9 protein-coding genes, 1 tRNA gene and 1 pseudogene are annotated in these 12,237 nt (G+C 66.5%); 2 read left to right on the top strand and 9 right to left on the bottom strand.

Annotated features, from left to right (window positions below; genetic code table 11):
- Position 1: 1 nt before the first annotated feature.
- Genes ACQCSZ_RS20185 through ACQCSZ_RS20160 form a run of 6 tightly spaced genes read right to left on the bottom strand, consistent with a single transcriptional unit; the run spans position 2 to position 7,838 of the window.
- On the bottom strand, positions 2-1,867 hold the full coding sequence (locus tag ACQCSZ_RS20185; RefSeq protein ID WP_427005429.1) for a protein kinase domain-containing protein: 1,866 nt from the start codon (positions 1,865-1,867) through the stop codon (positions 2-4).
- Positions 1,864-3,318: a peptidoglycan D,D-transpeptidase FtsI family protein gene (locus tag ACQCSZ_RS20180; RefSeq protein WP_427005428.1), complete on the bottom strand. Its 1,455-nt coding sequence runs from the start codon at positions 3,316-3,318 to the stop codon at positions 1,864-1,866. The genes ACQCSZ_RS20185 and ACQCSZ_RS20180 overlap by 4 nt, the downstream gene beginning before the upstream one ends.
- Positions 3,315-4,766: an FtsW/RodA/SpoVE family cell cycle protein gene (locus tag ACQCSZ_RS20175; protein ID WP_427005427.1), complete on the bottom strand. Its 1,452-nt coding sequence runs from the start codon at positions 4,764-4,766 to the stop codon at positions 3,315-3,317. The genes ACQCSZ_RS20180 and ACQCSZ_RS20175 overlap by 4 nt, the downstream gene beginning before the upstream one ends.
- Positions 4,763-6,607: a PP2C family protein-serine/threonine phosphatase gene (locus ACQCSZ_RS20170; RefSeq protein ID WP_427005426.1), complete on the bottom strand. Its 1,845-nt coding sequence runs from the start codon at positions 6,605-6,607 to the stop codon at positions 4,763-4,765. Before ACQCSZ_RS20170 ends, ACQCSZ_RS20175 begins: the two co-directional genes overlap by 4 nt.
- A 2-nt stretch (positions 6,608-6,609) precedes the next feature.
- Entirely contained in the window at positions 6,610-7,092 is a 483-nt protein-coding gene (locus tag ACQCSZ_RS20165; protein WP_427005425.1) for an FHA domain-containing protein FhaB/FipA, read from the bottom strand.
- On the bottom strand, positions 7,089-7,838 hold the full coding sequence (locus ACQCSZ_RS20160) for an FhaA domain-containing protein (RefSeq protein WP_427005424.1): 750 nt from the start codon (positions 7,836-7,838) through the stop codon (positions 7,089-7,091). The genes ACQCSZ_RS20165 and ACQCSZ_RS20160 overlap by 4 nt, the downstream gene beginning before the upstream one ends.
- Positions 7,839-8,280: 442 nt before the next feature.
- Between ACQCSZ_RS20160 and ACQCSZ_RS20155 the strand changes: the two genes are divergently transcribed.
- A tRNA-Leu gene (locus ACQCSZ_RS20155) sits at positions 8,281-8,363 on the top strand.
- A gap of 153 nt (positions 8,364-8,516) precedes the next feature.
- Here the strand turns inward: ACQCSZ_RS20155 and ACQCSZ_RS20150 are convergent.
- Positions 8,517-9,989: an NCS1 family nucleobase:cation symporter-1 gene (locus tag ACQCSZ_RS20150; protein WP_427005423.1), complete on the bottom strand. Its 1,473-nt coding sequence runs from the start codon at positions 9,987-9,989 to the stop codon at positions 8,517-8,519.
- Positions 9,990-10,350: 361 nt separating this feature from the next.
- Positions 10,351-10,760 (bottom strand): annotated as a pseudogene (locus ACQCSZ_RS20145) (DUF1097 domain-containing protein).
- Here ACQCSZ_RS20145 and ACQCSZ_RS20140 point away from each other — a divergent pair.
- Entirely contained in the window at positions 10,684-10,959 is a 276-nt protein-coding gene (locus tag ACQCSZ_RS20140; RefSeq protein ID WP_427008482.1) for a hypothetical protein, read from the top strand. The pseudogene ACQCSZ_RS20145 and the gene ACQCSZ_RS20140 overlap by 77 nt on opposite strands.
- On the opposite strand, the gene ACQCSZ_RS20135 is transcribed toward ACQCSZ_RS20140, so the two are convergent.
- Positions 10,956-12,224 (bottom strand): amidohydrolase family protein, encoded by a 1,269-nt coding sequence (locus tag ACQCSZ_RS20135; protein WP_427005422.1) that lies wholly within the window; start codon positions 12,222-12,224, stop codon positions 10,956-10,958. The genes ACQCSZ_RS20140 and ACQCSZ_RS20135 overlap by 4 nt on opposite strands.
- Positions 12,225-12,237 lie beyond the last annotated feature (13 nt).

Here is a 12,237-nt window from a genome sequence, read left to right as displayed (position 1 = left end):
GCTACGGTGCCGAGCAGGTCGGCGGAACGGAGGGCGTTTCGCCCTTCTTGCAGGGGAGCAGGGCGGCGGCCTTGGCCAAATGGTAGGTCACCAGGGAACCGGCAGTGACGTCACTGCCGGGGGCAGGGTCCGAGCTGACAAAGGTGCCCTCGGCTTCCTTGTTAAGGGGCTCGACGTCGGCGCCTTTGGCCCAGCGCAGCCCGGCGTTCTGGAGAGCCAGCTGCACGTCCGCCTCCTTCGCGCCGGACTTGATCGAAGGAACCGTAGCGGGCTGGGGGCCCTTCGAGTACGTCACGGTGATGGTTTCACCGGGCTGGACCGGGCCGGACGGATCGATATTCGTCACGGTGCCCGGTGTGGCGTTGTTGAAGACCTCGACGCCGGTGACGCGCAGCTTCATGGTGATCAGTTCGCTGCGGACATCGTTGTACGGCCGGCCGCGGTAAGCGTCCGGGATGAGGTTGATGGCAGCCGGGGTGGTCTGGGAAGGTGTCGCCGAGCTGGCCGTGGGGCTGGGGGTGGGGCTCGCGGAGGTTGCCGAGGCCGACGGGCTGGCGCTGCTTGGCTTGGCACTGCTGGCAGTGGCACCGCTGCTGGACGGGGACTGCGAGGGGAAGAGGATGCCGGCCTGGCTGAGGAAAACACCCACCAGGGCGAAGAGCACGAGCAGGATCAGGGCTATCAGCGGCCAGGTCCAGGGGCTGCGGCCGCGGCGCTCCGGTTCATCAACCGGCTGGTCGTACTGCTCGTCTTCCTCGTCTTCCTGCACCCAGTGCCGTTCGGCGGCCAGAGCATCCGCGCGGGAGAGGGCATTGCGGGCCCCGGAGCCGCCGGCCGCACCGGCTGCCAGGCCCGCCGCGGCCCCGGCGGCGGCGCCGGAGGCACCAACAACCGGCAGTGCCGACGTGGCCGACGTCGAACTGTCCTCTGCCGCACTGGCGCCGATGACGCCCGTCGCGGCCGTGGGGACGTCCACGGGCGCGGTGATGGGCCCCGTCGCTGCCTCGAAGAGCAGCATGCCGGGAACGGCGGCGTGGGCAGCGGCGATGTCACCGAGGCGGATGGCTTCGGCTGCCTCGGAGAGCTTGTCGGCGCTGGCCGGGCGGTTCTTCGGGTCCTTGGCCAGCATGGACATCAGCAGGGCCCTGACCGGCTTGGGCAGGGTTGCCGGCAGCGGCGGCGGCGCGTCGTTGACCTGCGCCAGGGCAATGGCGATCTGGGATTCACCGGAGAAGGGGCGGCGGCCGGCGAGGCACTCGTAGCCGATCACGCCCAGCGAATAGATGTCAGAGACCCCGGTTGCCGTCTGGCCGGTGGCCTGCTCCGGGGCCAGGTACTGGGCGGTACCCATCACCTGGCCGGTCTGCGTCAGCGGAACCTGGTTGGCGAGGCGGGCGATGCCGAAGTCGGTGACCTTCACGCGCCCGTCCGGAGTGATCAGGAGGTTGCCCGGTTTGATGTCGCGGTGCACGAGGCCCTGGGCATGGGCCACCGAAAGGGCACGGGCGGTCTGGGCGATCATGGAGAGGGTGCGGTCCGGGGAGAGGACCTGTTCGTGTTCGATGATGCTGCTCAGCGGCTGGCCCGGAACGAGTTCCATGACCAGGTACGCGGAGCCATCCTCCTCGCCGTAGTCGAAGACGTTGGCGATGCCCACATGGTTCAACAGCGCGGTGTGCCGGGCCTCGGCCCGGAACCGCTGGAGGAACCCGGGATCGCCGGTGTACTCCTCCTTGAGGACCTTGATGGCGACGATGCGGCCAAGGATCAGGTCTTTGGCTTTCCAGACTTCCCCCATGCCGCCGATCGCAATACGCGTGGTCAGCTGGAACCTGCCGCCGAGGGTGATTCCTGATGAAGGCCTCACTTATTCAACACCGCCTCAAAAATCTTCTTCGCGTTCGGACTGGTTAGCTGTGCGCCGGTGGTGATGTCAACGCCTTCCATGACGATGGTGACAGCCACCTGCGGGTCATTCGCCGGGGCGAACCCGGTAAACCATGAGTTGTTCAGGCCGTTGCCGAGTTCCGCCGTGCCGGTCTTGCCGGCCACCTGGACCCCGCGCACGGCCGCCCCCCGGCCGATGCCGTCGCTGACGACGCTCGCCATCCACTCGGTGATCTGCTGGGCGATCTCCGGAGTGGTGGAGGTCCGCAGGGCCTGCGGCTTGGGTTCGCTGATCGCCCGCAGATCCGGGGCGCGCACGGCCTTGATCAGGTTCGGCTGCATCTGCACGCCCCCGTTCGCGATCGCCGCAGTCATCAGGTTGATCTGGAGCGGGGTGGCCCGGACATCGCGCTGGCCGATGGCCGACTGCGCCAAGCCGGCCTGGTCCAGATTCTCGGGGAAGGCCTTCTTGGCGTAGTCCAGCTTGAGCTGGTCGCCGAGGTCCTGGCCGAAGCCGAACTTCGCCGCCTGGTCCGCGATCGCCTTCTCGCCCAGGTCGAGGGCGATGCGGGCGAAGGGCGTGTTGCAGGACTGCTGCAGGGCGAAGGCGAAACTAGCTGTGTCCCGGGTGTAGCAGTTGCCGCCGGCATAGTTGGGCAGCTTGTACTGGATGCCGGGGAAGGTCATCTCGGCCGGGTTGGGCAGCACGCTGTCCTTGTTGTACTTGCCGGAACTCAGGGCGGCCGCCGTATCAACGAGCTTGAAGACCGATCCGGGCGCCAGGAGTGCGCCGGTGGGGCCGCTGACATTCTGGTTCAGATTGATCCCGGGGATCTGGTTCAGCTCGTTGATGTTCGCAGCCTCGGCCTCCGCGTCCTGGGTGGCGACCAGGTTGGGGTCGTAGGACGGTTTGGACACCATCGCGAGGATCGCTCCGGTCTTCGGGTTGGTCACCACAATGGAGCCGCGCCGGCCCTCCGGGATGAGGTCGTAGGCGAGCTTCTGGATCTTGGGATCCAGGGTGAGCTCCACCGAGGCGCCCTTGGGCTGGTTCCCGAGGAAAAGCTGGCCGATCCGGTCCAGGAACAGCTGGTCCGAGCTGCCGGCGAGCTGGCCGTCCATGGCCTTCTCAATCCCGGACAGGCCGTAGTTCTTCGAGAAGTAGCCCGTGATCCCCGCGTACAGCTCCGGCTGGGTATAGGTGCGCTGGAAATTGCAGCTTTCGGTGGCGGCCACCGACTGCGCCACCGGGGTCCCGCCGACGATGATCGCGCCGCGGTCGTTGCAGTAGTTCTGCAGGAGGGCCCGCTTGTTCCAGACGTTGGCCTGGAGCTGGTCCGCCCCCACGACCTGGACGTAGCTGAGGGCGCCGAAGATCAGCACGAACATCGCGATCGCGGCAATCCAGGAACTGCGGATGGCCTGGTTCACAGGCGCCCCACCGCCTCGGTGGGTGCGTCCGGGCTGGTCCGGCTGCCGGGGCTTATGGCCGGCTTCGAAGGCATGGCAGGGGCGCCCTTCCTGGTTCCCGGATCCTGTCCGGGCTGCATCGGGGTGGTGTCCACGGGGCTCCGTGCCGTGTGCGAGATCATGAGCAGCAGGCCGACGATGATCCAGTTGGCCAGCAGCGAGGAACCGCCTGCAGCCAGGAACGGGGTGGTCAGGCCGGTGAGCGGGATGAGCCGGGTAACGCCGCCGATCACCACGAAACACTGCAGCGCGATGGCAAACGAGAGCCCGGTGGCGAGCAGCTTGCCGAAGGCGTCCCGCGTGCCGAGAGCAGCGCGGAAGCCCCGCGTGAACAGCAGCAGGTACATCAGGACGATCGCGAAGAGCCCGATCAGTCCGAGTTCCTCGCCGAAGGAGGCGATGATCATGTCGCTGTTGGCGAACGGCACGAGGTTGGGGCGGCCCTGGCCGAGTCCGGTGCCGACAAGCCCGCCGTTGGCCATGCCGAAAAGGCCCTCGACGATCTGGCGGCTTCCGCCGAATTGCCGGTCGTAGACCTCGGGGGTAAAGGCGTTGACCCAGCCGTCGATCCGGAGGGCCACATGCGAGAAGACCCGGGAGGCCACGAAACCGCCGCCGGCCATCAGCACGACGCCGATGATCACCCAGCTGATGCGGCTCGTGGCAACGTAGATCATGACCAGGAACAGGCCGAAGAACAGGATGGAGGAACCCAGGTCACGCTGGAAGACCAGCACGCCGATGCTTACCAGCCAGGCCGTGATCATCGGTCCCATGTCCTTGAACCGGGGGAACTGCAGGGGCCCGATCTTGCGGCCGGCGAGCAGGATGAGGTCCCGGTTGGAGGAAAGATACCCGGCGAAGAATATGGCGAGGGTGATCTTGGCGATCTCGCCCGGCTGGAACGTCATGGAGCCGATCTTGATCCAGACGCTGGCGCCCAGCACCTCGCCGGCGGAGACGCCCGGCACCAGCGGCAGGATCAGCAGCACGGCGCTGACGGCCAGGGAAATGTAGGTGAAGCGGCGCAGGACCCGGTGGTCCTTGAGGAACCAGATGACGGCGATGGATACTGCCATGGCCACCAGCGTCCAGCGGAGCTGGTTGTTGCCGGTATCCTCGCCGACCCGGTCCAGGCGGTGGATCATGGCGAGGCCAAGCCCGTTGAGGGCCACCACGAGCGGAAGTATTACCGGATCGGCATATTTAGCCCTGAGGCGGAGCACGAGGTGGAATGCGAGGGCAGCCGCGGCGAGGAGGCTCGACTGGAACCAGAAGTCCGTGTCGAAGGCCTTTTGCCGGTCGACGCCCACGAGGGCATTGGCGCCGATGCCTACGCCGAGGGCCAGGATCAGCAGGACCAGCTCCACGTTCCGCCGTGGCTTGGGCGCCGTCTCGATGGGTGTCATTTTCCCCCCTCACAAACCGGAGCCGTCGGCGCGGCCGAGGGCTCTGCCGTCCCGGAGGCTCCGGGAGTGGCCGTGGCGCCCGGGCTGGTGGTGGTCCCCGGACTGGTGGTGGTCCCCGGGCTGGGGCTGGCAGCCGTCGGGGCCGGGGAGGGCGTCAGGCATTCATCGGCCGGGGCCGTCGTGCCGGTACGCTCCAGGTTCTTCACGATCCGCTGGGCGTCATACAGGTCGCGGGCGGGGACCGTCTGGCGCACGCGCTGCTGGGAGAATTCGGGGAGGTCTGACATCCGGATTTCGGTCACCGTTTCGAGCGTGGAAAGCTGGATGGGCCCCAGCCGCTGGGAGACCCCGTTGAAGATGGCCACGTGCTGGTCGTGTTCGCCGATGTAGTACCGCGTCTGGGTCCAGGCATAGCCGAGCCACAGGCCGATGGCGAGCAGGGCGACGATGGCCGCCGCGATGGTCACGGTCAGCCAGCGGCGGGGCCTGCCCGCAGGCCTGTATTCCTCGGCCTCCTCGCGCGCCTGGTCCGACTTGTGGGTCAGGAACGTCGCCGCCCGGCGGGCGACGGTGCGTCCGGCGATGGACGGGATGGAGCCGGATTCGGCGGCGCTGGCGGCCGCGCCGACAAGTTCGTGGGGGCGGCTGGAGAGTTCCTCCCGCAGGACTTCAGCCGAAAGGTGCTCGCCGAGGTGCGGGTCGGTCGTTGGCCCGGGCTCCTTCGTGTCCGCTGCGCCGTCCGCTCCATCGTCCGCTCCGACGTCCCCTCCGCTGCCGGCTGCGCCGTCCGCTCCATCGTCCGCTCCGACGTCCCCTCCGCTGCCGGCTGCGCCGTCCCCTCCACTGCCGGCTGCGCCGGCCGGGGACTTCTCGGCGGCAGCGGCCTGGCCGGCGTCGGCCTTCCCGGCTGATTCCGCCGAGGCCAGGGCGGCCCCGTAGGTGCTCCCGGTCCGCGGCGCGCCTGGTCCCGCGGTTCCCGGAGCGGACGCCGCCGTGTCGGCGGAGGGGAGGGTGGCCGGAGCGGGGACGATGTCGACGGCGGCGGTGCTCACGTCGTCGGGGGTCTGTTCGGCGATCTCCACCATCACGACGGTCACGTTGTCCGGCGCGCCGGCCTCGAGGGTGAGGTCGACGAGGAGTTCGGCGCATTCCCGGAGGTTCTTCGTCTCCCGGACCGTGCGCTCGACGACGTGGCCGGCGACGTAGTTGAGGCCGTCCGAGCAGAGCAGCCAGCGTTCGCCGGGCTGGACGTCGAGGGTGTCCAGGTCAAGCTCCGGGCTCGCGTCGACGTCGCCCAGGACGCGCATCAGGACGTTCTTGTGCGGGTGCGTTTCCGCCTCTTCGGGGCGGAGCCGGCCTTCGTCGATGAGCCGCTGGACAAAGGTGTGGTCGACGCTGACCTGTTCGAATTCGCCGTTGCGCAGGCGGTAGGCGCGCGAGTCGCCGATGTGGGCGAAGTGGAGTTTGCCTTCCGCCAGCAGCAGGGCTGTGACGGTGGTTCCCATTCCGGCGAGCTTGGGGTTGATGTGGACCAGCTCGGAAAGCAGTGAGTTGGCGGTCTGGATCTCATCGGCCAGGATGGTGCCGGCGTCGGCCTCGTAGTGGTCATGGTCCAGGTGGATCATGTCCAGCACGGTGGCCGCCGAGGCGACGTCACCACCGGCATGGCCGCCCATGCCGTCCGCCACGACGGCCAGGTGCCGGCCTGCGTAGGCGGAGTCGTCGTTTTTTGCGCGCACGCGGCCGACGTCGGAACGCGCGGCGTAGCGCATGATGAGCGGCCGCTTCGGGGCAGGTGTCTTACCGGCGGCCTGGTCGGCGGGGATGTCCGGGGCAGCCATGGCTACGGCCTCAATTCGATGACCGTCTTGCCGATTCTCACGGGGACACCCAGCTCCACCGGAAGGGCCCGGGTCAGCTGCTGGTCTGCCAGATACGTGCCGTTCGTGGAGCCGAGATCCTCGATGAACCAGCGGCTGCCCTGCGGAAACAGGCGGGCGTGACGGCCGGAGGCGTAGTCGTCCTCCAGGACGAGGGTGGCTTCCTGCGCCCGGCCGAGCAGGATGGGACTCGCGGCCAGGGGGAGCGTGGTCCCCTTGAGCGGGCCTTCGGTCACGACCAGCTGGCGGGCCTGCTGCTTCACGGGGGCCGGCGCCGCATCGGCAAGGGCAGGGTTCTTCCGCACCTGGCGGGCGGTGGGGGCCCCCGCTGCCGCCTTGCTCCCGATCATCAAGTCACGGCGCATTGCGGAGACAATGCTGAAGATCAGCACCCAGAGGAGGAGAAGGAAGCCGAAACGCAGGGCCGTGATGGTCAGGTCGCTCATCCGCGGCCGCCCGTGGTGGCGGGCAGGAGGCGGAAGATGATCTTGGTGCGTCCCATCGTGATGGTGGAGCCGTCGGCCAGCTCCGAGCTGCCCACAATTTTCCGGCCGTTGAGGTAGCTGCCGTTCGTGGAGCCCAGATCCAGGGCCAGGGCGGTTCCCGGGCCCGTGCGGATCTCCAGATGGCGGCGCGACACGCCGGTGTCGTCAATGAGGATGTCCGCCTCGGATGAGCGGCCGAGGACGATCGAGGGCGCATTCAGGGAATAACGCTGGCCGTCAATGTCCAGCACAGGCTGCAGCCGGGCGGGCTGGCGGGTCGGAGCCGCCGGCAAGGTGGAGTGGATGCCGGGCTGGGCCGGTGCGGACGGGGCAGTGGCCTTCTCGGTCCGTGAGGTGATTTCGAAGTCCCCGGCCCGGGCATCCTCATCCCGGCGGAAACTGATGCGGACCGGTCCCTGAAGCGTGTAGCCCTGGCTGCGGACGTGGTTGATGACGACGTCGCACAGTTCCTCCGCGAGCGGCGTGCCCCATTCCTGGGCCCGACGGAAGTCGTCGTCACTGAGGAGGACGTCGAAGACGTTCGGAGCCAGCGTGCGTCCCGCGGCGATGGTCATGGCTTTGTTGTCCACTTCGCGGCGGAGGCGGCTGGCGATCTCGACCGGTTCAACCTGGGCACGAGAACCGGTGGAAAAGACTCCACGGACGGCCTTTTCGATGCCGCGCTCGACTTTGTCCAGCAATCCCATGGTCCTTCTCCTTTCCTGATGGCTGCAGGGCAGCGTTCGTTCCGGAACTCGGTTTCCAACATTTCGGGAGCCCGCGGTGAACGGGCACTCCTACATCAGATACTACTGGGCATGGCTGGGAATGACCTTAATCGGCGTCGCCACCGTGTGCGGGAAAACTACGGCGGCCCGGCCCTGACGTGCGGTGACATCTGCGGTGACATCTGCGGTGGCGGCGCCGTAGCGGCGCCGCGGCGGCGCTGCGGAAGGCTCCGGCCCCGGACCTCCTGATTGCCCCGTTGCCGCCTTTTTGGCGCCTTTTTGGTGCCTTGAAAACGGGCGCGGAGGGCCCGTAACGTCCTCGATTGGTGTTTTCCTGCAGTTGTCCGTTATGCTTGATCTCGCTGCTTTTACGAGGTTAGCGGACCGGAAATCGGGCCGAAAACCGGGTGGAAGAAGTTGCGCGCGAGTGGCGGAACGGCAGACGCGCTGGCTTCAGGTGCCAGTGTCCGAAAGGGCGTGGGGGTTCAAATCCCCCCTCGCGCACGCAAACAAAAGGAACCCCGGTCTTCGGACCGGGGTTCCTTTGTTAATTACGGGAAATCTGGCCCGCTCCCCGCAGCCGAACGATGGAGACGGGCACTCCGCAGCTCACGCCGTAGCGATTGTCTGTTCGGCCGGCAGCGGGGTGCGGCCGCCTTACCCCGGAACCTGCGTCCATATCGCACCCGGCTCGGCTTCTTCGGCGGCCGCGATCGATTCGGCCAGAGTCGTGTCATTGCGCGAGATGAAGTAGTGCACCGCGGCCGCCAGGATTGCCCCGATGAACCAGGAGAAGGCAGAGAGGGCGCCAAAGATGGGACCGAGCGCGAAGATCACCGCCGGGACGGCCGAGACGAGAAACGAGATGACGGCCTTGGGATTCCAGCCGCGCGTATACGTGTAGTACCCCTGCTCCCTGAACAGGTCCTGAACCAGCACGTGCTGCTTGCGGAGCACGTAGTAGTCGATCATGATGATCCCGAACAGCGGCCCGAGCAGCGCTCCGAGCCCTCCGAGGAAAAGGTTGATCACGATGGGACTGTTGAACAGGTTCCAGGGCGTGATGACGAGCGCGATCATTGCGGCGATCAGGCCGCCCCGTTTGAAGTCGATCTTCGAGGGCCAGGCGTTCGCGAGGTCGTAGGCCGGCGAGACGAAGTTCGCCACGACATTGATTCCCAATGTGGCGACAGCGAAAGTGGCCGCCCCCAGCAGAAGCGCCCAGATGCTGTCGATCCGTCCGACAATCTCGACCGGGTCGTAGATGTGCTCCCCGTAGACCTTGAATGTTCCGGCGGTGACGACGACGGAGACCACAGAGAAGGCAATGAAGTTCACCGGCAGCCCCCACAGGTTCGCCGTGCGCACCGCCTTGCGGGAGGGCGCGAACCGGGAAAAGTCGCAGAAGTTGAGCATCAGGGTGGAAAAGTAGGTCACCGTCAGCGCTATGGCGGCAAAGAAGGCATGTGTGACGCCCCATTCCGCGTTTCCCCCGGGCAAGTCGAAGGAAATGTTCCAGCCCGCGTTGATCAGGATGTAAACGACCAACAGGCCCATCACCACCCAGACGGCCGGGCCGGCCCAGTCCTGGAACCTCCTGATCGTCTCCATGCCGTTTCGAAGCAGCAGAAGCTGGAGCGACCACATCAACAGGAAAGCCAGCCAGCCAAGGGTGGATTCGCCGAGGAAATTGTTCCCCGTCAGACCCTTGAGCTCGGGCCAGATCCTCAGGGCGATGATAATGACGGCGCGGGAGGCCAGCCAGGTCTGAATGCCGTACCAGGCGATTGCCACGAGCGCACGAAGCAGGGCCGGCAGGTTGGCGCCGAACGTTCCAAACGAAACCCGCGCGAGCACGGGGTAGGGAACGCCCGTCTTCTGGCCGGCGAAACCGGAGAGGTTCATCAGGAAGAAAACGATGATGATCCCCACCACCAGCGCGAGGAACACCTGCCAGGCTCCCAGGCCCAGCGCGAAGAGGCCAGCAGCGAAGGTGTAGCCGCCGAGTGAATGAATGTCCGACATCCACATCGCGAACAGCGAGTAGAAACCCCACGTGCAATGTTCCGTCGGTGCGAGGTCTTCGTTGTACAGACGCCGACTGGCGCCGGGTGGAATTGCGTGAGACATCTAACCCTCACTTCCTAAATTCCACATACTGAGAGTAAGTTCTTCAGCCCCAACCAACATTGGATCCGTGATAACCGTCCCCCTAGTGCCAATATACTCAGCTTGGCGATGGTGAGGTAGGCCGATTCTTCATGCGAGCGAACCGTGCTGGACCACCACGAGCCCTCGCAGTTGCGCTTGCCGGCTGACGGCTCACCCGCGGCATATCAGATGTCCCAGTGATTGCGGTTGAGCGTGCGGGGGTCGGCGCACAGATAGCGTGCGAACCGGCCGTCGGGGTCGCGGGCGGCGATGATCTCCACGAGCCGCGCATAGTTCTCGGCACCTGAGCTTTGGCGGCGCCCGTGGTGAGGCCTATCGTTCAGGCGGCGGGTTGCGTCTCCACAAGCAGGGCGGGCGCCGGGTTTTTCCTACCGGCGCCGGCCAGGAGGCCCGCCGTGTATTCGGAGAGCCAGCCCAGGCACGCACCAGCGACCAGGGCCAGGCACGTGCCGGCCAGGTCGAAGGTGGAGCCGAAGTACGCTGCACATCCGGCGAACGCTCCCGGGATGAAGCCGAGAACCGACCACCGTGCCTGGACGCACATCGCGAAGGCTGCGACGGCGACGGAAATGCCGAGGGCGCCTGGTATCGGGAGCGTCGCTGCTCCCCAGACGATGCTGCGCCCCAGAGGACGCCGGAGAGGTTGGCGGGGATGGTTTTAAGCAGTCCGGCGCGTTTGCCGCCGGCGGCGAAGAAACACGCCCAGGACAGGAACCCGACCCAGGTGATGAGACCGAAGGGCGTGCTGAACTGGGTCCACAGGCCGGCGAGGATGCCGGCGGTGATGCCGATGGTGACGAGGGGCTTCATGGGGTTCCTTGCTGTCAAAAACACGTCATTGGATTTTTTGAGTAGAACAGAAGTGCACGGCGGCACCGTCCTGGCCTTGTGGAGCAGGACGTTGCCGCCGTCGGCGTTGCGCGGCTAGGGTGCGGTGAGCGCCAGATCCGCGGTTTCCGGGGTGGCCGGCGTGGGTGCGGCGGGTGCGCGGTGGAATTCGCCGTTCTTCATCACGGCGGTGATCCTGGTGAGGTCCTGGAGGATGGTGATGTCTTCCAGCGGGTTGCCGTCGACCAGGATCAGGTCCGCGTAGAAGCCGGGCAGGACCTTGCCGAGTTCGTCCGGTTTCTGGAACAGTTCCCCGCCCAGGGCGGTGGCGGCGATGATGGTTTCCATTTCGGTGTAGCCGAAGAGGTTGACGAAGTGTTCCAGGTCGCGGGCGTAGGTGCCGTGCGGGGTCCAGGCGAAGCCGTAGTCCCCGCCGGGCAGGACGCGGATGCCGCGGCGGCGCATTTCCTGGATGGCTTTGCAGGCGATTTCGAGTTCGTGGGCGTAGCCGGCTTTTTCGGCGGTTTCGTGGGAGTAGCCGAAGGCTTCGGCGTCGTTGAGGGTGGCGACGATCCAGTTGATGGCCGGGGCGACGAAGACCCGGTCTTTGGCGGCTTCGAGCAGGTCCATGCCTTCGTCGTCGATGTAGGAGGCGTGGTAGATCATGTCCACGCCGGTCTTCAGGGAGATGATCACGGAGTCGCGGCTGCGGGCGTGGGTGCAGACGCGCACGTGGCGGCGGTGGGCCTCGTCCACGGCAACCTGGAGCTCTTCTTCGGTGATGTAGGTGTCGGTGGCGGCCTTGGTGCCGGTGATTTCCTCGCCTGAGATGCTGAGTTTGATCTGGTCCACGCCCAGGCCGATGGTTTCGCGGACGATCTTGCGCATTTCCTCGACGCCGTCGGCGATCTGGGTGATGCCGGGGACGAGGTCGCCGGCGGTGGTGGCGATTTCCTGGCCGTTGGCCAGGTAGCGGGGGCCGGGGATCTCGCCGGCGTTGATGGCGTTGCGGACAACGACGTCGAGCCGCTTCTTGGCGCTGGCGGCTCCGAAGCACATGGTGTAGCCGTAATCGATGTAGGTTTTGGCGGACCGGACGGTGTGGAGCAGGTGCTCCTCGACGTGCATCGTTTCCAGGCCGTTAAGGTCACCGTCGTTCCAGGTGAAGTGGGTGTGGGCGTCGCACAGCCCCGACATCAGGGTCTGGCCGCGGCCGTCGATGACGTTGACATCCTCGCGGGGCAGGTTTCCCGAGCCGGCGCGGACGTCGGTGATGCGCTCATCGACGATCAGTACTTCGCCCAGGAAGGGCTGGGCGCCGGTGCTGTCCAGGATGTTGACGTTGGTGAAGAGGGTTTTCGACATGACTTCGTTGTCC

Source organism: Pseudarthrobacter sp. H2 (assembly GCF_050157045.1).
Taxonomy (GTDB): Bacteria; Actinomycetota; Actinomycetes; order Actinomycetales; family Micrococcaceae; genus Arthrobacter.
Note: the sequence above shows the minus strand (reverse complement) of the source record. Positions and strands in the feature narration are given on the sequence as shown.

What these genes read in the sequence shown, in the direction of transcription:
- ACQCSZ_RS20175 (WP_427005427.1), bottom strand. Translation starts at nt 4,766, where the DNA reads ATGACACCCATCGAGACGGCGCCCAAGCCACGGCGGAACGTGGAGCTG.
- ACQCSZ_RS20170 (WP_427005426.1), bottom strand. Translation starts at nt 6,607, where the DNA reads ATGGCTGCCCCGGACATCCCCGCCGACCAGGCCGCCGGTAAGACACCT.
- ACQCSZ_RS20165 (WP_427005425.1), bottom strand. Translation starts at nt 7,092, where the DNA reads ATGAGCGACCTGACCATCACGGCCCTGCGTTTCGGCTTCCTTCTCCTC.
- ACQCSZ_RS20160 (WP_427005424.1), bottom strand. Translation starts at nt 7,838, where the DNA reads ATGGGATTGCTGGACAAAGTCGAGCGCGGCATCGAAAAGGCCGTCCGT.
- ACQCSZ_RS20150 (WP_427005423.1), bottom strand. Translation starts at nt 9,989, where the DNA reads ATGTCTCACGCAATTCCACCCGGCGCCAGTCGGCGTCTGTACAACGAA.
- ACQCSZ_RS20140 (WP_427008482.1), top strand. Translation starts at nt 10,684, where the DNA reads ATGGTTTTAAGCAGTCCGGCGCGTTTGCCGCCGGCGGCGAAGAAACAC.
- ACQCSZ_RS20135 (WP_427005422.1), bottom strand. Translation starts at nt 12,224, where the DNA reads ATGTCGAAAACCCTCTTCACCAACGTCAACATCCTGGACAGCACCGGC.